The following is a 20,379-nucleotide window of genomic DNA, read 5'->3' on the forward strand; positions in this document are numbered from 1 at the left end:
ACTGCCGCGTGTAATGTGTTGCACACAAATTATTTTAAAAATGGATCGAAGATCTCTTTAAAATCTCTTTCTAGAAGTTTCATTTTTGGGTCAATATATCGTCTACAAAACGGTGCTTCAGGATTTCTTTTGTAATACGCTAAAAAGGTTTCATCATTCAGTTTAAACCTTTCAAATGGTAAGGCTTTGGTTATAATTGGTTTTGAAAAGTTTGGTTGTAATGTTGAGATCGCTTTCGCGAAAGCGGACTCTTGCTCTTCCCTAAACCAATACATTGCTGATCGATATTTCGTCCTAAAACGATGATCACTCGTTGACTGATGCGTATGCAAGTGTATTTCAATAAGCTGTTTTATACTAACTATATGCGAATCAAAATGTACGATTACTCCTTCCGAAAACGAATCATAAGGCGCAGTTGAAGCAATAAAACCTTGTTCAACATCGTAGACGCCCTTAATAGTTTGAAATACGGCTTCGGTACACCAATGACAACCACCTCCAAAGGCTATTTTATCTGTCGTTTGAATGAGAGTTCAGTGTTAAAAAATATGAATATTTAATGATGTTGGTATTGAGATGAAGCACAAAAAATTAACGGGATATTTTTAATTTATTACGGACTCTTCTCCATAGTTTATCTGATAAAATAGCTTTATCATTTAGATCAGACACTAGATGGCTTAAGTTTAATTCATTTATATCAAAATTGGTAGAGGAATCAATCATTGGATTGTTGGATATCATTGCCATACTCCAATCTTCAAATTCAAGTTTTGGTTTAGGACCTTGCCACAGGGTAACAATGCTATGATGTCTATTGTCTTTTTTTATGTTTTTATAAAGTTGTAGGACTTCCTTTTTGGGACCCTCTATTAACTGAAAAAAGATATTATTATGGAATATAAGACTTCCTGTAATATTATTGTTTTTGTTTTGAATCTTAGAAACATCAATAATGTTTACAACATCTTCTTCTTTTAATTCTAATACGGCTAAAGATCTGTAGCTTACTTCAAATAGAAACTCTCCTTTAGAAAAAGAATTTTTATAGTCTCTTGGCAATATTCCAAATCTTTTTCTGAAAACATTAGAAAAATAACTACGACTAGAATAACCTATACTATAGCATACTTGGGAGATTGTCATATCTGTAGATTGAATGAACTCCTTTGCCAATTCCATGCGTATGCTTGTAATATATTCGTTGACGGTGGTACCATATACGTAGCGTACACCTTTTTGTATTTTTTTTTCGTTAAACCCTAAATATTTACATAGTGTTGAAATATCTATAGTATTTGAGATATTTTTTCTGATATAATCTCCCAATTTTATAATGGCAGATATATCTTCTTGTGAAAAGTCTGTAGGACTTACAGAATTATTTTTATCATTTTGAAAAGATTCAATTTGTGATGCCAACATATTCAAGATAGCTCCTTCTACAGTTAGTCTTCCTACTAAGTCTATTCTCGAATTGCTAATAATCATTTTTACAAACTCACCTGTATGAAGATTAATATTTCCAAAATATCGATACGATTCTTCTTTAGAACTTTTTTTAAATAGTTGTTTTAGATTTGAAACTAATTGAACTCTTAGGTTTGTTTTATATTTCTTAAACAAGGAAGGGTTTATAATGAGATAACAGCTTTCATAATTAATATTTGATGGTATCGTAAATTCTGAATTTTGTCCAGTTTCTCCTGATAAAATAAAATTTTGACCCTCGTGGATTTTTTTTAATTCTTTTTCGTTAGAAAATTTTTGTAATTGATAGCCAGATTGATGATACCCAAAATAATACTGCGTACTCGTTGAAAAATCAAATTCAATTTTAAAATTCTCTGTATATGTTATTTTATAAACCCATGCAGTTAAGCCAGGGAAAACTTCATAGATAGAAATCGTACCTTTCCCTTTTTCATTATCTAAAACCAACTTAGCAGCTCCTAGATTCTCAATCAAATCTGCGTTGAGATACACAGCAAATTGACGTAGCATATCTATAGGAGTATTTTCTTTCAGATTGAACATAAGTATTTAGACAGTATTGATCTAGAAAATAGTAATTAAAAAAAAGTTGATACATTATTTAATACAAAGTTAAGAAATATATGTATTTATATGAAATACAACAATAAAGCCTTAATATTTTAAACTAATTGATGCTGTATATTTAATTTTTATAGGACTAATGGGTTTTTATAGTTCATACGTTAAATCAAAGTTATCCTTAAAAAGAGAAATCCCTTAAAATTTAATTCAAAATATAAGATCAAAAGCGATGATTCGCAAAGAAAATATCAATTGAAAATTGTAAATTCGCGGTAAGTAGAAGGCAATTATGTTAGAAAAATTACAGATCGTAAAACAACGTTTTGATGAAGTGAGTGATTTGATCATTCAACCTGATATTATCACAGATCAAAAACGATATATAGAACTCAATAAGGAATACAAAGATTTGAGAGCGCTTATGGATGAGCGTGAGAAATATATTGAATATACCAACAATATATCAGAAGCAGAAGAAATTATTTCTGATGGGAGTGATGCAGAGATGGTCGAAATGGCTAAAATGCAAATGGACGAAGCAAAAACTGCAATTCCTGAACTGGAAGAAAAGATCAGAATGATGCTGATTCCTAAAGATCCTGAAGATGCTAAAAATGTTGTCGTCGAGATTCGTGCAGGAACGGGAGGAGATGAAGCCAGTATTTTTGCTGGAGATTTGTACCGTATGTACACAAAGTATGTAGATAGTAAGCAAGGGTGGAGTCATAGTACAGTCGATTTCTCAGAAGGAACTTCGGGTGGATTTAAAGAGATTCAATTTGAAATCACGGGAGAAGATGTCTACGGAACCTTAAAGTTTGAAGCGGGAGTACACCGTGTACAACGAGTCCCACAAACCGAAACACAAGGACGTGTACACACCAGTGCTGCTACAGTCATGGTACTTCCAGAGGCCGAAGAGTTTGATGTACAAATAGATCCTAAAGATGTTCGTGTTGATTTTTTCTGTTCGTCAGGACCTGGAGGACAATCGGTAAATACGACCTATTCTGCAGTACGTTTAACACACATTCCTACGGGATTGGTGGCACAATGTCAAGATCAGAAATCACAACATAAGAATAAAGAAAAAGCATTTAAAGTCCTTCGCTCTCGATTGTACGATATGGAGCTTGCCAAAAAGCAAGAGGCAGATGCTGCAAAACGTAATTCGCAAGTAAGTAGTGGAGACCGTAGTGCAAAAATTAGAACTTACAATTATTCGCAAGGACGTGTCACAGATCACCGTATTGGATTGACCTTATACGATCTTCAAAATATTGTGAATGGTGATATTCAGAAAATATTAGATGAATTACAACTCGTTTCTAATACAGAAAAACTAAGAGCAAACGAAGGAGAATTATAATGACTACGCAAGAACTTGTTGCTCAGATTCATAAAAAGAAATCCTTTCTTGTGGTTGGATTAGACACCGATCTGGAAAAGATTCCGCAACATCTTTTGAATGAAGAAGATCCCATTTTTGCGTTTAATAAAGCCATTATAGATGCGACACATGATCTCTGTGTAGGGTATAAACCTAATATCGCTTTTTATGAAGCCTATGGGATCGCAGGGTGGAAGTCACTAGAGAAAACCATCAATTATCTCAACAAGAACTATCCAGCGCAATTTACAATTGCTGATGCAAAACGGGGGGATATAGGAAATACGTCGACACGATATGCCAAGGCATTTTTTGAATCCCTTAATTTTGATTCAGTAACAATCGCTCCGTATATGGGGCGTGATTCTGTAGAGCCTTTCTTAGCTTTTGAAGATAAGCACACCATTATATTAGCATTGACGTCTAACCAAGGCGCTTTTGATTTTCAAACCCAACAGATAGAAGGCACAGAGCTCTACAAGAAAGTACTTGAGACTTCAAAAACATACAAAAATAGTGATCGTTTGATGTATGTGGTGGGCGCTACAAAAGCGGAGTATTTAACCGATATCCGTGCGATTATTCCAGAAGCATTTTTATTAGTTCCTGGGGTGGGCGCTCAAGGCGGAAGTCTTGAAGATGTCTGTAAATACGGAATGACCAAAGATGTAGGGCTGTTGATTAATTCGTCTCGCGGAATCATCTATAAATCGCAAGGAGAAGATTTCGCTGAAGCTGCGCGTATCGCCGCAAAAGAAATGCAGCAAGCTATGCAAACGATATTAGAAGACACCTTATAAATCTTGTCTTTATGGAGTATAAAGATCAATTAGGACGTCTCCTTCAATTTTCTACAACTCCTACACGTATTGTTTCTTTAGTTCCTAGTCTAACCGAATTACTTGTTGATTTAGGGTTGAGAGATCATATTATGGGTCTGACCAAGTTTTGTGTGCATCCCAACGGATTGATCAAAGAAAAAATAATTGTAGGAGGTACCAAGCAAGTGCATATAGATAGGGTCAAAGCACTACAACCTGATATCATTCTGTGTAATAAAGAAGAGAATACAGAACAGATCGTAGATGACTTGGAAGCGATTGCGCCTGTACATATATCTGATATTAAAAATATAGAAGATACCCTTTCGTTGATCAGGATGTATGGTGCTATTTTTCAAATTCAAGACAAAGCACATCGTTTAGTCGATAAAATTCAGAAGAAACACAGGGATTTCTCAAAAGGTCTAGATGCATCAGTTCCGTGTAAAAAGGTTGCTTATTTTATATGGAAAGATCCTTGGATGGTCGCGGGAAATGACACCTTTATTGATTACTTGCTAGGAGAATGTGGCTATGAAAATGTATTTAAAACAAAGGAAGGAAGATATCCAGAGGTATCGTTAGATCAACTTCAGGAAGTAGATTATATCTTTTTGTCCTCAGAGCCTTTTCCTTTCGCTGAAAAGCATATACAAGAACTCATGCTTCACACCCGTGCAAAGATTATGTTGGTAGATGGGGAATATTTTTCTTGGTATGGAAGCCGATTATTGGGCGCATTTGATTACTTTAAAATCCTACAGAAACAACTAAAATTGTAAAAATTTTAATTTCTGGTCCAGTTGTAATGCTTCATACGTAAGTACATCACTTAAGCTAGCATCTGTATACTCTAGATTGTATGCTTCTTCAATAAGCCGTTTGTGCTTTCGTTCCAAATATTCTTTAAATTGAATATGTTTAGAAATGGTTTTCATTGATTGGGTAATAGGGGTTACTATTTGGTTCTTATTAAATTTACGTAAAAAATTGATAGTTAGATGTTTAAAATGTAATAAATTAAGTACTTGTATATTTTTAAGCATTTTGAATGCTATAACTAATTTTAAGTGTCTTATCACTTATTTTTGATGCAAAAACAATAAAAAGCAGCCACACAATCTATTTGTATGAATGTTTGGATATAGAAGATTTCTTCTAAAAAACGTCAGATAGATGTTTAATCAGTGTGTTTTTATTAGTCTTTTAAGATAATAACATATTTTAATAAATCTATTATTTTAAATATGAAAAATCATTAAGTTTCTAGCTTACACTAAATGTATATAAAAAATGCCATGCTTATCAAATAAGCATGGCATTACATAAACTTTAGTATTATACTATTTAATAATAATTTTTTTGACAACCGTAGTACCTTCAGAAATAATTCTTAATAAATAAATACCAGATTTTAATGTGTTATAATTCACATCAAATAATTCCTTTTCTCGAAGTGTTTCTTGATAAAGTGGCATACCACTTATGTCTAAAAGCTGATATTCTAATTGCTTTAGTTCTTTATCCAGATATACTTTAAATTGTCCGTTGGATGGGTTTGGAATAACCTGTACAGAAAACGTAGGAATATCAGCAGGAGCAAATCCAGATTCGGTGTTTGCATCTACATCTTCATAGTTAAGACAGTCTTCTACAATTATGGCATTAAATTCAGAGTTTGTAGCTACATCAAAACCAGGAAGTAACTCAATATAATGTTGCGCCACATAGATTGCTTTTGAATTATTTACAATTTTATTATCTGCTTTAATGTTTAATGCTTGATAAAAGCCATTATAATCTACAGGTGTTTCATCAGAAATACGATGAAAAATATATCGATTTGCTTGACAAAATGTGAGTTCGCCAAAACACTCTATATGCTCAAGAATACGATCTCTTATACGTTGTCCAGGTTGTACACCAAAACCACGTCTGTAGTCATAATCTTGCCAATCATTTGCACCTCCTCCAGAAGACATGAATGTGAAATAGGCAGGATCTGGTCCTGTATAGCAATTGTTTGCATCTCCATTAGGACCTGCGTCTAGAGCTGTTCCATTACCGTTCCAAATACAAGAACGCGTATGTGAAGAACCAAATAGATGTCCCATTTCGTGTATAAAAATTTTTAAACGGGGATGCACGCTAGGTAACTCATAATTTGTTGGTAATACAGAAGGTATCAAACCAACACCCATTCGTGATGTATTTGGGTTATCACAAAAACCACCTATAGTAGCTGCTCTCCCAGCGGCAAAACAGGTAGAGTTCACAAATAGATATGCGTAATCTCCATTATATGTATTTCCGCGTTCATTTTGGAATTGAGTCATATAATTAGAAGTTGCACCCTCACAATATATTTGACCATTGTAAATGACTTGATTTGTCATACCTGGTCCTGGGAACACAGTGCCAGATGGGGTGTCAAAGGATTCTACTTTTGCCTCAGAAACCCACATCGTAATCTCTTCATTAGCAAAAATCATGGCACTTTGATTAAAGTGCGAAAGCATCATATTGATAGTTTGAGTCACAGAACCATTTCCTATAGCAGGGTTTAAAAATACAGGATAATTTGCTTCTAGGGATATCGTAATGGGATGTCTCTGTATACGTATCCCTGAACTTTCATTCTGAGAACTATAGGGTGGTACATTTTCATTTTCTGCATCAGTCATACCACATTCTAAATCTTCCGACACTAAAGCATCTTTATAAAACGCATATATTCCTTTTCCAGCATTTTTTAAAGGAATAAGATTGAAACTTCCTTTACTACCTGAGAAATAGCCATAAATTTCATCATTAAAAAATGAGATAGCTACTTGTGTTTGTTCCCCAGCAACACGTCCCCAATAATGAGTTCCTTGAGTTTCAAGATCAATCACTTGCTTACCATCACTCGTCATACCCAAAGCTCCAGGATTAATAATCTGAGATTGCATAAGCTGAATTTCCATAGGCTGGTCACGTTTGCCATACGCAGGTAATAACAAGGTAAATTCTTGTACATTAGAACGCATAAACTTTTCAAACTTCAACACATCTAGCTGAAGGATATATCCATCATGTTCGGTTTTTAAGTACTGACTAGCAACGGTTCTATTTGACGAAACGTCAAATAGACTCAAAGCGTCTGTAGCTAAAGACTGTTGTCCAAACCCAGCATGGTAAAAGCTTAAGAAAATAAGTATTCCTATGCTTTTTATAAGAGTATTATAACGCATAGATCTATTCATCTTTTAAGGTTTCGATTTCTTTATTTAATTCTATTACATAGAGGGTAAGCTCTTCAATTTTTTGTAGGAGTAATTTATTCATCTCTCCTAAGTCAATTCCATCTTCAGCCACAGTTGCAGCAGATGGAATGTCCTTTAAATGTCCGTTTTCTTTAATAAATTTTTCTACTTCTTTAAGTGTAGGAAGTTTGTATTCTTTTTCAAAAACATAATCTGCCCAGCCAGTATAGACTTTTACAGAGGTAGCACGTATTTTTCCATTTACAGAGAGTTTGTAAGTGATGAGTCCATCTGTGGTAGAAGAGGTGCCAATAGAGACATTTCCATTTCTCCAAGTATTTGCAGTATTTGTATCACTTCCTAACCATTGGGAGTCTGGTATTGGCACGGGCCCATTTGCGGCACTTTGTGTAGCTGTTTGAGAAAATAGATTTGATGTTGCTAAAAGAACACACGTTAAAAACAAGATTTTTTTCATAATTATAAGAATTTTAATTAGTAATTACGATGAAAGTAACTATCTAAAAAACATATAACTATACCTGTTTTTAATGTGCAAGCTGTTCTTACATATCTGTAGAGAATTGATTCAAAAGCGATTTTTTAAAATCTTTTGAAGCAAGTATTAGAGAAGTAATTTCAGTATACTAAAAACTTAATCTTGCAATGCAAAAACCTTCTTTAAAAGATCTGTGGTTCTAGAAGTGTACTTTGTGCGGATTTGTTTTTCTTCTACCGCAATCATGGTATATACTCCTTTTAAAGCTTCTTGGGTAACGTAATCTGTAAGATCAGGATTAACATTGTTGGTTAACGGGATGCTATTATAGCGATTAATAAGATTTTCCCATATTTGATCAGCACCTACTTTACTAAAAGAATTTTGTATAACGGGATTGAACTTATTGTATAAAGCTTGTTGCGTTTTTGAAGTCAGATATTGTGTAGCAGCATCATCACTTCCTAATAATATAGTTTTCGCGTCAGCAAAAGTAATTCCTTTTACAGCATCTACAAATATAGGAGTCGCTTCTTTTACAGCGTCTTCGGCAGCTCTATTCAATACTTTAAGACCTTCGTCGGCTAATTTACCAAGACCAATATCTCTTAATGTTTTATCTACTTTTTGAAGCTCTTCAGGAAGTAAGATTTTTGTCAATTGGTTTTTATAAAAACCATCCTTTGTCGTAAGTTTTGATACTTGTTTATCAATTCCTAATTGTAATGCATCTCTTAAACCTGCACCTATCTGATCTTGAGAAAGACCAAAGTTTCCATCTTGCGGAAGATTATTTACAACCTGTTGTAATTCTGCACAAGAACTTAAACTGATGGCTAAGCATAGAACGATAAACTTTTTCATTTGGGTATCTTTGATATTATTTTGGTAAAGATATGAATTTAAGATTTTCAATAATAGCGGTATCCCTATTCATTTTTGGGTGCTCACAATCCTCAAAGACTTCACAAAAAACAGTCGATCCGCAAGAAACGGACGGGGTATATATAAAGGTGTTAGGAATTGCACAAGATGGCGGAATGCCACATATTAACAATTCGAAAGAGTTTGAAGCAGTGAGTCAAGGAAAACTAATTCAAGAGCGTGTGGTCAGTTTAGGACTTATAGATACAGATGCTCAAAAGAAATATCTTTTTGAAGCAACGCCAGATCTGCCAGAACAGCTCTATTTTTTACATCAGGAGATAGCTTCAAACACTATTGTAGACGGTGTTTTCTTAACCCATGCACATATAGGGCATTATACAGGCTTAATGCACTTTGGACGAGAGGCAATGGGAAGCAAAGCGATTCCGGTGTATGCCATGCCAAGAATGAAAACCTTTCTAGAAACCAATGGTCCGTGGAGTCAGTTGGTGGATTTAGAAAATATAAACATTCGTCCTATGCAGGCAGATAGTATAATTACGCTTTCGCGAAAGCTAAAGATCACACCATTCCTAGTGCCACATAGAGATGAGTTTTCTGAAACTGTAGGCTACCGAATCGAAGGGCCAGAAAAAATAGCCTTGCTTATTCCTGATATTGATAAGTGGTTCAAATGGGAAAGGTCTATTGTAGCCGAAGTGAAGAACGTAGATTATGCGTTTATAGATGCGACTTTTTTCTCTGAAGGCGAAATCCCAAGACCTATGAGTGAAGTCCCGCATCCTTTTATAGATGAGACTACTGCGCTTTTTAAAAACGAAACAAGCGCTGTAAAATCAAAAGTAATTTTTATCCACTTTAATCATTCTAATCCTGCATTGAATGAACAGCATCCAAAACGACTTGCTTTAGAAAAAGAAGGCTATCGCTTTGCGAGGCAAGGGGAGATGTATGGCTTATAAAAACTATAGCCTACGATTCGGTCTGTTCGAGCACAGTCGAGAACCGAGCACAGTCAAGAGCTATAAACTAACTTACCGATTCTCAATAATTCTTTTTATAATATTCAACAATACTTGGTCATAGCACTCATTGATACGTGATGATCGTATCTTATAAGCGATAAAAATGGTATGGGTCATTCAGATATCGAACACATAAATTAGTTACAATTATTAGATGTTTTAAGGAATATGAATTCCTTTTTACAACGATTTCGTTGCTCTTTTTAATACCTTTGCACTCTTAAAATAGTACTATATCTAAATTATGAAACAAGCCACACCTTATACTCCAAAAAATAAAGTTCGTATCGTTACTGCAGCCTCTCTTTTTGATGGGCATGATGCTGCCATTAATATTATGCGTCGGATCATACAAAGTACGGGAGTAGAGGTGATTCATTTAGGGCACGATCGTAGTGTAGAAGAGGTGGTCAATACCGCCATTCAGGAAGATGCAAATTCGATAGCCTTAACATCATATCAAGGAGGACATAACGAGTATTTTAAATATATGTATGATCTCCTCAAAGAAAAAGGAGCGGGACATATTAAAATCTTCGGAGGTGGAGGAGGTGTGATTCTTCCAGAAGAGATCAAAGAACTCATGGAGTATGGGATTACTCGTATTTATTCTCCAGATGATGGGCGTGAGATGGGATTACAAGGAATGATCAATGATCTGGTACAACAATCCGATTATCCTATAGGCGATCAATTAAACGGCGAAGTAGATCACTTAGTTGAGAAAAATCCTAGAGCAATTGCAAGAGTCATTTCTGCAGCAGAAAACTTTCCAGAAGTTGCTGCCGAAGCTTTAAAAGCGATTCATGAAAAAAATAAAACGTCTTTAACTCCTGTATTAGGAATTACAGGAACCGGCGGATCAGGAAAATCATCGTTGGTTGACGAACTCGTACGTCGTTTTCTTGTGGATTTCCCAGAAAAAACGATTGGTCTTATTTCTGTAGACCCATCCAAACGTAAAACAGGAGGAGCCTTATTAGGAGATCGGATTCGTATGAATGCGATTAATTCTCCACGAGTGTATATGCGTTCGTTAGCCACACGCCAGAGTAATCTTGCGCTTTCAAAATATGTCGCCGAAGCTATTCAAGTGCTGAAAGCGGCAGCCTATGATTTGATCATTCTGGAAACCTCAGGAATTGGTCAATCAGATACAGAGATTTTAGAACATTCTGATGTCTCTTTGTATGTGATGACCCCAGAGTTTGGTGCAGCCACACAATTGGAAAAAATCGATATGCTAGATTTTGCAGATTTGGTGGCGATCAATAAGTTTGATAAACGTGGTTCGCTAGATGCATTGCGTGACGTCAAAAAACAATATATGCGTAACCACAACCTTTGGGATACGCATCAAGATGATTTACCTGTTTTTGGAACCATCGCCTCTCAATTTAATGATCCCGGTATGAATACGCTCTATAAGAAGATTATGGAGAAAGTCAACGCTGTGAATGAGGCAGATCTGGCATCTACGTTTGAGATCAGTAAGGAGATGAGTGAAAAGATTTTTGTCATTCCACCAGCACGTACGCGTTATCTGAGCGAGATTTCCGAGAGTAATAGGGGATATGACGCTTTCGCGAAAGCGCAAAAAGAAACCGCACAAACCTTATACGGAATTTATAAAACTATAGAGAGCATTGTGGGCAGCAAACCCGCATTAGATAAAGCAGGATTGGATGTGAGTTCGAGCGCAGTCGATAACGCAACCGAAGAAAACAAAGATCTAATTAAACTTCTCGTAGCACAATTTGATCGTGTAAAACTAGATTTAGATCCGTATAACTGGGAAGTGATTACAGGATGGGACGAGAAAGTAAATCGTTATAAAACACCTGTCTATACCTTTAAAGTAAGGGACAAAGAAATTAAGATTGATACACATACCGAATCCTTATCCCATACACAGATTCCTAAAGTCGCCTTGCCTAAATATGAGGCTTGGGGAGATATATTGCATTGGGTATTGCAAGAAAATGTGCCAGGTGAATTCCCATACACGGCGGGCTTGTATCCTTTTAAGCGAACAGGAGAAGACCCTACACGTATGTTTGCAGGAGAAGGAGGACCAGAGCGAACAAATAAACGTTTCCATTATGTAAGCCTTGGCTTGCCAGCAAAGCGTTTAAGCACCGCTTTTGATAGTGTCACGCTTTACGGAAATGATCCAGGACGTCGACCAGATATCTACGGAAAGATTGGAAATGCTGGGGTAAGTATCTGTTGTCTTGATGATGCTAAAAAACTGTATTCTGGATTTGATTTAAGTCACCCGATGACCTCGGTAAGTATGACCATTAATGGGCCAGCACCTATGTTATTAGGATTCTTTATGAATGCTGCGATCGATCAGAATTGTGAGAAATATATAAAAGAACATAGCCTAGAAGCAGAAGTAGAAGCAAAGATAGCAGCCATCTATAAAGGGAAAACCCGTCCAGCTTATCAAGGCGAGTTACCAGAAGGAAACGATGGTCTTGGATTAATGCTTCTGGGTGTTACTGGAGATCAAGTATTACCAGAAGATGTGTATGCGAAGATTAAAGCAGAAACCCTTGCCCAAGTTCGCGGAACGGTGCAAGCAGATATTCTTAAAGAGGACCAAGCACAAAACACCTGTATTTTTTCTACAGAGTTTGCATTGCGACTCATGGGGGATGTACAACAATATTTTATAGAACAAAAAGTGCGTAATTTTTACTCGGTTTCTATTTCTGGGTATCATATCGCAGAAGCAGGCGCCAATCCTATTACACAACTTGCATTAACACTCACCAACGGATTTACGTATGTAGAGTATTACTTAAGTCGTGGAATGGATATCAATAAGTTTGGACCTAATCTCTCGTTCTTTTTCTCCAACGGAATCGATCCAGAATATGCCGTGATAGGGCGTGTAGCTCGGAAGATTTGGGCAAAAGCGATGAAGAATAAGTACAACGCCAATCCGCGTGCTCAGATGCTTAAATACCATATTCAGACGTCTGGACGTAGTTTGCACGCACAGGAAATTGATTTTAATGATATTCGTACGACCTTACAAGCGTTGTATGCGATTTATGATAATTGTAATTCATTGCATACCAATGCGTATGATGAGGCGATTACAACGCCTACAGAAGAGAGCGTACGTCGTGCAATGGCGATACAGTTGATTATTAATAAAGAATTAGGGTTGACTCAGAATGAGAACCCAATTCAAGGATCATTTATTATAGAAGAATTGACAGACCTAGTTGAAGAAGCCGTGCTTTTAGAATTTGATCGTATTACAGAACGTGGAGGTGTGTTAGGCGCTATGGAAACCATGTATCAACGTAGTAAGATTCAAGAAGAGAGTTTATATTATGAAACCTTAAAGCATACGGGAGAGTTTCCAATCATAGGTGTAAATACATTCTTAAGCAGTAAAGGAAGCCCAACCGTACGCCCAGCTGAAGTCATTAGAGCTACCGAAGAAGAAAAGCAATATCAAATTACTATGCTTGAGCATTTACAAAAAGAAAAAGCAGATAAGATTGATGCGGAACTTTCAAAAATTCAGGAAGCGGCGATTAAAAATGAGAATATCTTTGAACATCTGATGGAAGCTACCAAAGTGTGTTCTTTAGGGCAAATCACCAGCGCGCTGTTTGAAGTAGGAGGACAGTATAGAAGAAATATGTAAGCAGAGAACAACTATAAAGAGCGACCGAATGGGCGCTCTTTAAAGTTTGTGAATCGCTTATCCCGAAAGCGTAGCGTTTCGGGATCCCTTATGAGTTGTTATGTTAGTTTATAGCTACGAGTCGGGTATTAGGTATTACCAAACTCGCTTTGGGATCCCTTATGAGTTGTTAAGTTAGTTTACAGCTGCGAGTCGGTATTACCACACTCGTATTTGAATCCATTACGAGTCTTCCAATTCGCTAATATTCAGGTATTTTTTTATAATTGTTTTTAAGGTATCAAAATCGATAGGCTTTCCTAAAAATTCATCAAGACTATTTTCTGTGGTTAGTGTATCATCATCAAGATCAGCTTTGGCAGCCGTAATAGCAATGATTGGAGGTGCTTGGGTATTGTATTTTTCTAAAGATTTAATAAGTTTTGCCGCTTCAAGCCCTCCCATAACGGGCATATTAATATCCATAAGTATTAAATCATAGGTATTTTTTTTAAATAATGCGACACCTTCTTTTCCATTGGTCGCAATGTCGCAAGTGATCTGAAGTTTTGAGAGCAAACGTTCAATTACTTTTTGATTAATTTTATTATCTTCTACAATGAGTACATGCGTGTTTTCAGGATTATTGGATAGCGCTACTTTAATTTTTTTAGAAACATCTTTTCTACTTTTATGCTCCGTTTTTTTAAGTAATAAATCAAAATAGAAAATAGTCCCTTTTCCTAGCGTACTGCGTACTTCTAGTTTACTATTCATTAATTTTAGTAGATCATTTGAGAGTGACATTCCTAAACCGGCACCGTCAAATTTTCGTGTTTTAGAATTATCTCCTTGTTCAAAAGATTCTAGTAATTTATCAAAGTCATCTTCATCCATGCCAATTCCTGTATCTCCCACACTAAAACGAAGTTGTTGATATTCTGGTGATGACTCATATTCATCAATCGTGATGGTGATTTTACCTTGTTGTGTAAACTTAATCGCATTTTTCATCAGGTGAATAAGTACCTGTTGTACGCGAAGAGAATCTACAAAGACTTTATATGTAGTGTCACTATGATTGTGATATTCAAAGTCTAAATTCTTCTCTTTTGCTTGGTATTCAAAAATGCGCATTAACTGTGCGATATCTCTTTCTAGATTTACAGATTTTTCTTGTATTTCTAAATTGCCAGTTTCCAATTTGGAATGGTCAAGTACCATTGTGATCAAATCTGATAACTGATGTACAGAACGATCTACTATAGAAATATATTCTTCTTGTTTTTCTGGCGAATCATCTGCTGATTTTAAAAGATGCAACATTCCTTGAATACCATTTAATGGTGTACGCATCTCATGACTCATTTTTGATAAAAACTGTGTTTTGTAATGCGCATTATCTGTAGCCTTTTTTGCAGCTATTTCTAACTCATCTATATTTTGAACGAGTGTTTCTTTAAGTTTTTGATAACTTGCAAAAAGAGAATCTATCTCCAGAATGCTGTGATCAGAGTGTATTTCTTGGGTGTCTTCAAAATCACTTTCTATAAATTGAAGGATATTATCATTAAGTGCCTGAACTCCTTTAGTAAGATTTTTTGATAGGTATAAAATAAGAAGCACAAGGACAAAGGCTATGAGAATACTTATAATAGAAATGGCTGTTATCTGTGATAGTTTTTTAGATTCTATTGCTTTGCTTGTTGTGATACTTATATCAGCAAGTTCTTTTTGGATAATTCGATGTAATTCTTTGATATTTTTATGTAATCCAGTTTCTGAAAAAATCCCTATTTCATTATTTAAGTTGATTATACTACGCACATCTTGAATATACCCTCGTAATAAAATACGTGTGCTATCGCCTAGCGTCCGGTCGGTTAATAATTGACCTGATATAGTTTCAAAATCTTGGATATATTCTGGTTCCCCTTTCATTAGATAATCTTTTTCAAGGGTCCGTAATTGTAGGATTGTTGCTTTATCGACATCGTCACTTTCAGTTAATATCTTTGCTTTTTCATGCATTTCGCCTTCTATTCCAAAATCTTTATAGCCTCTACGCTCCATTTTCGCGACAAGCGTAATCACATCTTTACGAAGATTTTTATACTGATTTTTGACTTTTTGTATATCAATAGGAATTTGAATTTCTAAAGCATCCTGTTCTATGACTTCTAATTGATCAGGTATAGAACGTAAATTTGCAAGATAAGTGTATAAAGAACTTGCCTCTGATTTGTTATAAAAAGCGGCATCTCTGTATCCTGTATAAAAGAAGGTGTTGTAATTATCTATATTGGCATTAAACTGTTTAGATACGTCAAGAATTTCAATCGCTAAGTTTTCAGAAATCGCATCTTTTCTATGAATATAAAAATAGGAAGCGACCCAAACGATAAGGGAAGCTAGAAATGCTAAAAAGGATAAAATAGCCTTGGTTCTAAAGGAGCTAAGGCGTAGTTTTTTTATAAATTGAGCGTAAGACATTACTGCATAATTTGCGTTAAAATACAGAAAAATGGGCAGTGTGTTGTTTTTTCAAAAAAAAAATAATTCTCACCATCTGTTTGTGCCTTGTATAGCGCGTTAGATTTGTTATTTTTGCAAATCCTTACATACGTTATGATAAAGTACTTATATTCCTTTTTAGTATTCTTTAGTATTTCTCTGTGCTATGCACAAAGTAATGATGCTACCCTTTTAACAATAAACGGACAAGACATCTCTGTTGAAGAATTTAAAGCCGTGTATCTTAAGAATATTAGTTTAGTTCAAGATGATTCCCAAAAAGATCCTAGAGCTTATTTAGAACTTTTTAAAGAATACAAGCTCAAAGTACAAGAAGCCTATGCCCAGGGCTTAGATAAAAACCCCGCGTACATAAAAGAACTCAAAGGATACAGAGAGCAACTTCTTAAAAATTACCTTACAGATGTAGATGTTACTGAATCTTTAGTTAAAGAGGCATACAATCGTACGGTGACAGAAGTAAATGCACGTCATATTCTTGTAAAAACGGCACCAGATGCTTCTCCTGAAGATACTTTGAAAGCTTTCGCTAAAATTAATGAAGCACGTGATCGGATTCTGGCAGGCGAAAACTTTGAAGTGATCGCAAAGCAATACAGTGAAGATCCTTCGGCAAAATCAAACGGAGGAGAATTAGGCTGGTTTAAAGCTTTTAAAATGGTGTACCCATTTGAAACCGCTGCTTATGCTACAGAAACGGGAAGTGTTTCCAAACCATTTAAGACACGATTTGGCTATCACATTGTGCAGCCTACTGATAAGCGTCCAGCACGAGGTGGTATTCAAGTAGCGCATATTATGCTTACGCTAAAACAAAAAGATACAGCATTAGATCCAGAAAAACGGATTAAAGAGATCTATGCATTGTTAGAGCAAGGAGAGTCTTTTGAAAAACTAGCACAGACTCATAGTGATGATAAACGTTCTTCGGTAAAAGGAGGGATGTTAGATCGTTTTGAATCTGGGCAATTAAGTAGTAAAATTTTTGAAGAACAGGTATTTAGCATCAAAGAAAAAGGGACATACACAACCCCTTTTAGATCTGAATTTGGCTGGCATATCGCTAAATTAATCCAGCGATTTCCTGTAGGTTCTTATAAAGAAGAGCGTGGAGTTATAGAAGAAAAATTAAAAAGAGATATTAGAGCAAAGCAAATATCAGACTCGTTAGACTCAAAATTACGCTTCTTATATAAGGTAAAGGAAAATAAAGAACTTCAATCGTATTTTATGTCTCGCCTGTCTGATGCTGATTTTACGAACAGAAAATGGAAATATGTTCCAAGTGAATCTGATAAGCAAAAAGTAGCATTTACACTTAAAGATACCACATTTACATACAATACTTTCGGAGAGCATTTAGAGCGTTTCCAAAGAGGAGGAGCTTATGTAAATAAAGAAGACCTTATAAAGACGCAGGCATTTGTTTGGACCAATAAGATGATTAGAAAGTACCATGAGAATCATTTGGAAGAGATGGATTCAGCATTCAATGCGCTGATTAGAGAATATAGAGAAGGATTGTTGCTTTTTGAGTTATTGGAATCAAAGGTGTGGAACGTAGCAAAAACAGACACCACAGGTCTTCAAGAATACTTTGTAAAAAACAAAGAGAGGTACAGATTGCCTGAGATGCTAAAAATGACGATGGTTACAGCATCGGATAAAAAGACGCTTTCAACGGCAAGAAAGCTGCTACAAAAAGGAACTTCAAAGGAAGAAATTGAAAAAAGATTCAATATAAATGATCAAGTAAACGTTTTGTTTACACAGCGGGAAGTGGCTTCAAATGATTCGACTTATATAGCACCTAGTTTTACACCAGAAAAAGAAATTAGTAAAATATACGAATTACGTACGGATTATGTATTGTATGATGTTGAAGAGATTCAACCTTCCAAATTACCAACACTGGAAGAAACCAGAGGGGCTGTTATAAATGATTATCAAAAACATATAGAAAGTGTTTGGTTACAAAGCCTAAAGGATAGCGCTACAATAAAAGTAAACGAAGCCGTTTTAGATCGTTTTATTAGTACATTAAAATAAATGAAATTACCACAGTACATAGTACTTTTTGCAGGATGCTTATCACTCATTTCCTGTGATTTCTTTAATAAGACCAAAGCAGATCAAGATGCTGTTGCTAGAGTAAATGATACGTATTTATACAAATCAGATATTGAAACTATTTTTAATGCAGCTACATTTTCTTTAGATAGCACTACGGTTGTAAATAGTTATATCAACGATTGGGCAACAAATAGATTACTACTTGATGGTGCTTTACTTAACTTATCTAAAGATGAGCAAGATCAATTTGAGCAACTCGTTCAAGATTATCGTACTGACCTATACATAAAGCTATACAAAGACAGATTGATTCAACAACGATTAGATAGTGTGGTGTCAGATCAAGAAGCGCAGGAGTTTTATGAGCAGAATAAGGAAAACTTCCGACTTAATGAAGAATTAGTGAAGCTTAGATATATTCATCTAGCACCAGACTATAATGATACTAATAATCTAGCAAAACTCTTTATCAATTTTAAAGAAGAAGACAAAGTGGTGCTAGATTCTATACGATTACAGTTTAAAAATTATTTTTTAAATGATTCCATTTGGGTAAAACGAAGTGTCGTCCAAAACAGTATCCAACCTATTGATGCCACAAATGCTGATAATTTGTTAAAAAAAACAAATTTCTTACAACTACGAGATTCATTAGGATTATATTTGATCGCTGTCAAGGAAACGCTATCACGCAATGATATTGCACCCTTAACGTATGTGCGGCCAACCATTAACCAAATTATAAGAAACAAACGGAAGTTAACCCTCACAAAGCAACTTGAAAAGGAGATTAAAGATGATGCCATTAAAAACAAAAAATTTGAAATATATAATTAGAACCCTTATCATACTATTTGTATGTCAACCCTTATTGGCGCAAGATAGTATTACAAATTCTTTCACTAAGTTTAAAGTAGACGGTGTTGCAGGTGTTGTAGGTGAATATTTGATTTTAGAAAGTGATATTGATAAATTTTTATTTGATATAAAAAGCCAAGGACAGTCTACAGTAGATATTACCCCTTGTCAAGTAATGGGTAAATTATTAGAAGATAAGTTACTCGCACATCATGCCATTCAGGACAGTATCGTTGTGAATGATGCACAAGTCAACTCAGAGGTAGATCAATTGATTGATAGATTTATTCAAATACGCGGATCTGAGCAAAAAGTATTAGAATTTTATAAAAAAGATAACATAGCTGATTTAAGAGTTGAGTTATTTTCTATCCGAAAAGACATTCGTCTTTCTGAAAGTATGAATGAAAAAATCATTTCAGAGGTAGACGTTACTCCTGATGAGGTAAAATCTTTCTTTGAAAGAATTCCAAAAGATGAGCTCCCTACCTTTGGTGTAGAACTTGAAATTGCACAAATTGTTATTGAACCGAAAGCCACCGAAGAAGAACGACAAAAAATCATTGATCGTTTGAATAGCTTTAGATCAGACATCCTTGATAATGGAAGTAGTTTTGCTACCAAAGCAGTACTATATACAGACGATCTAGCTTCTAGAGGTGAAGGAGGATTTATGATGATAGACAGAAAAACACCTTTAGTAAAAGAATTTAGAGATGTTGTTTTTGGATTACAGGAAGGAGAGGTAAGTGAGCCTTTTGAAACAGAATATGGATTCCATATTGCGACTCTTGAAAAAATTAGAGGAGATAAACTTGAAATCAGACATATCTTATTAATTCCAGACGTAGATAAAGAACAAGAAGAAGAAGCAAAAGATAAGATTGAACGTATCAAAAAACGTATCGAGTCTGGAGAACTTACCTTTGACGAAGCAGCTCGTGAATTTTCTGATGAAAAGGAAACTAAGTTTGACGGTGGCGTATTAGTAAATCCAGTAACGTTAGATAAGCGTTTTGAATTAAACAAATTAGACCCTACTTTATATACGAAAGTTAATGACTTAAATGACGGAGAAGTATCACTTGTATTCAATGATCCTAGCCGTACTGGAAAGACACGTTTTAAAATCATGACTGTAAAAAATAGATTAGAAGAGCATAAAGCCGATTATTCTAAAGATTACATTAAGATTAAAGATTTAGCGCTTAGAGAAAAGCAAATTCAGACAATCTCAGATTGGCAAAAAGAAAAAATAGAAGAGACATACATAAAAGTGAATGGTGAAAACCGTAACTGTGAATATGTAAGTAACTGGTTGAAAAATTAAAA

15 protein-coding genes are annotated in these 20,379 nt (G+C 35.1%); 8 read left to right on the top strand and 7 right to left on the bottom strand.

Features of this window, described 5'->3' with window-relative positions:
- Nucleotides 1-29: 29 nt before the first annotated feature.
- Nucleotides 30-530: a peptide-methionine (S)-S-oxide reductase gene (locus Q0505_RS07950; protein WP_299211277.1), complete on the bottom strand. Its 501-nt coding sequence runs from the start codon at nt 528-530 to the stop codon at nt 30-32.
- Between the two features lie 64 nt (nt 531-594).
- Complete coding sequence (locus Q0505_RS07955) at nt 595-2,040, bottom strand: BLUF domain-containing protein (RefSeq protein WP_299211072.1); 1,446 nt, start codon at nt 2,038-2,040, stop codon at nt 595-597.
- A gap of 310 nt (nt 2,041-2,350) precedes the next feature.
- Between Q0505_RS07955 and prfA the strand changes: the two genes are divergently transcribed.
- From prfA to Q0505_RS07970, 3 genes are read left to right on the top strand one after another with little or no spacing between them, the layout of a single operon-like run.
- Nucleotides 2,351-3,430, top strand: coding sequence for a peptide chain release factor 1 (gene prfA / locus Q0505_RS07960; protein ID WP_299211075.1), 1,080 nt, complete (start codon nt 2,351-2,353; stop codon nt 3,428-3,430).
- Entirely contained in the window at nt 3,430-4,251 is an 822-nt protein-coding gene (gene pyrF, locus Q0505_RS07965; RefSeq protein ID WP_299211078.1) for an orotidine-5'-phosphate decarboxylase, read from the top strand. Before prfA ends, pyrF begins: the two co-directional genes overlap by 1 nt.
- Before the next feature lie 11 nt (nt 4,252-4,262).
- On the top strand, nt 4,263-5,054 hold the full coding sequence (locus Q0505_RS07970) for a helical backbone metal receptor (protein WP_299211081.1): 792 nt from the start codon (nt 4,263-4,265) through the stop codon (nt 5,052-5,054).
- On the opposite strand, the gene Q0505_RS07975 is transcribed toward Q0505_RS07970, so the two are convergent.
- The 4 genes from Q0505_RS07975 to Q0505_RS07990 all read right to left on the bottom strand — a co-directional run bounded on the left by Q0505_RS07975 (nt 5,043) and on the right by Q0505_RS07990 (nt 8,880).
- Nucleotides 5,043-5,210 carry a Lacal_2735 family protein gene (locus Q0505_RS07975; protein WP_299211084.1) on the bottom strand — a complete coding sequence of 56 codons (168 nt, stop codon included), beginning with the start codon at nt 5,208-5,210 and terminating at the stop codon, nt 5,043-5,045. The genes Q0505_RS07970 and Q0505_RS07975 overlap by 12 nt on opposite strands.
- A gap of 405 nt (nt 5,211-5,615) precedes the next feature.
- Entirely contained in the window at nt 5,616-7,517 is a 1,902-nt protein-coding gene (locus Q0505_RS07980) for a zinc-dependent metalloprotease (protein ID WP_299211087.1), read from the bottom strand.
- The gene (locus tag Q0505_RS07985; RefSeq protein WP_299211090.1) at nt 7,510-7,995 is read right to left on the bottom strand and encodes a hypothetical protein; all 486 of its coding nucleotides are present in this window, start codon (nt 7,993-7,995) and stop codon (nt 7,510-7,512) included. Before Q0505_RS07985 ends, Q0505_RS07980 begins: the two co-directional genes overlap by 8 nt.
- A gap of 177 nt (nt 7,996-8,172) precedes the next feature.
- A complete protein-coding gene (locus Q0505_RS07990; RefSeq protein ID WP_299211093.1) occupies nt 8,173-8,880 on the bottom strand; it encodes a DUF4197 domain-containing protein in 708 nt (235 codons plus the stop codon).
- Between the two features lie 32 nt (nt 8,881-8,912).
- On the opposite strand from Q0505_RS07990, the gene Q0505_RS07995 reads away from it, so the two are divergent.
- Together Q0505_RS07995 and Q0505_RS08000 are read left to right on the top strand one after the other, a co-directional pair.
- On the top strand, nt 8,913-9,866 hold the full coding sequence (locus Q0505_RS07995) for an MBL fold metallo-hydrolase (protein ID WP_299211096.1): 954 nt from the start codon (nt 8,913-8,915) through the stop codon (nt 9,864-9,866).
- Between the two features lie 307 nt (nt 9,867-10,173).
- Entirely contained in the window at nt 10,174-13,602 is a 3,429-nt protein-coding gene (locus Q0505_RS08000; protein ID WP_299211099.1) for a methylmalonyl-CoA mutase family protein, read from the top strand.
- 222 nt (nt 13,603-13,824) lie between these two features.
- Here Q0505_RS08000 and Q0505_RS08005 read toward each other — a convergent pair whose 3' ends face one another.
- A complete protein-coding gene (locus tag Q0505_RS08005) occupies nt 13,825-16,074 on the bottom strand; it encodes an ATP-binding protein (protein WP_299211102.1) in 2,250 nt (749 codons plus the stop codon).
- A gap of 135 nt (nt 16,075-16,209) precedes the next feature.
- On the opposite strand from Q0505_RS08005, the gene Q0505_RS08010 reads away from it, so the two are divergent.
- From Q0505_RS08010 to Q0505_RS08020, 3 genes are read left to right on the top strand one after another with little or no spacing between them, the layout of a single operon-like run.
- Nucleotides 16,210-18,165, top strand: coding sequence for a peptidylprolyl isomerase (locus tag Q0505_RS08010; protein ID WP_299211105.1), 1,956 nt, complete (start codon nt 16,210-16,212; stop codon nt 18,163-18,165).
- The gene (locus Q0505_RS08015; protein WP_299211108.1) at nt 18,166-19,026 is read left to right on the top strand and encodes a peptidyl-prolyl cis-trans isomerase; all 861 of its coding nucleotides are present in this window, start codon (nt 18,166-18,168) and stop codon (nt 19,024-19,026) included.
- Nucleotides 19,010-20,377: a peptidylprolyl isomerase gene (locus Q0505_RS08020; protein WP_366519380.1), complete on the top strand. Its 1,368-nt coding sequence runs from the start codon at nt 19,010-19,012 to the stop codon at nt 20,375-20,377. Before Q0505_RS08015 ends, Q0505_RS08020 begins: the two co-directional genes overlap by 17 nt.
- Nucleotides 20,378-20,379 lie beyond the last annotated feature (2 nt).

It is taken from the genome of uncultured Dokdonia sp., from assembly GCF_937910895.1.
Classification (GTDB): Bacteria; Bacteroidota; Bacteroidia; order Flavobacteriales; family Flavobacteriaceae; genus Dokdonia.

Bases quoted from the DNA above. Each gene is read 5' to 3' on its own strand.
- Q0505_RS07955 (WP_299211072.1), bottom strand. From the start codon at position 2,040: ATGTTCAATCTGAAAGAAAATACTCCTATAGATATGCTACGTCAATTT.
- prfA (WP_299211075.1), top strand. From the start codon at position 2,351: ATGTTAGAAAAATTACAGATCGTAAAACAACGTTTTGATGAAGTGAGT.
- pyrF (WP_299211078.1), top strand. From the start codon at position 3,430: ATGACTACGCAAGAACTTGTTGCTCAGATTCATAAAAAGAAATCCTTT.
- Q0505_RS07970 (WP_299211081.1), top strand. From the start codon at position 4,263: ATGGAGTATAAAGATCAATTAGGACGTCTCCTTCAATTTTCTACAACT.
- Q0505_RS07975 (WP_299211084.1), bottom strand. From the start codon at position 5,210: ATGAAAACCATTTCTAAACATATTCAATTTAAAGAATATTTGGAACGA.
- Q0505_RS07980 (WP_299211087.1), bottom strand. From the start codon at position 7,517: ATGAATAGATCTATGCGTTATAATACTCTTATAAAAAGCATAGGAATA.
- Q0505_RS07985 (WP_299211090.1), bottom strand. From the start codon at position 7,995: ATGAAAAAAATCTTGTTTTTAACGTGTGTTCTTTTAGCAACATCAAAT.
- Q0505_RS07990 (WP_299211093.1), bottom strand. From the start codon at position 8,880: ATGAAAAAGTTTATCGTTCTATGCTTAGCCATCAGTTTAAGTTCTTGT.
- Q0505_RS07995 (WP_299211096.1), top strand. From the start codon at position 8,913: ATGAATTTAAGATTTTCAATAATAGCGGTATCCCTATTCATTTTTGGG.
- Q0505_RS08000 (WP_299211099.1), top strand. From the start codon at position 10,174: ATGAAACAAGCCACACCTTATACTCCAAAAAATAAAGTTCGTATCGTT.
- Q0505_RS08005 (WP_299211102.1), bottom strand. From the start codon at position 16,074: ATGTCTTACGCTCAATTTATAAAAAAACTACGCCTTAGCTCCTTTAGA.
- Q0505_RS08010 (WP_299211105.1), top strand. From the start codon at position 16,210: ATGATAAAGTACTTATATTCCTTTTTAGTATTCTTTAGTATTTCTCTG.
- Q0505_RS08015 (WP_299211108.1), top strand. From the start codon at position 18,166: ATGAAATTACCACAGTACATAGTACTTTTTGCAGGATGCTTATCACTC.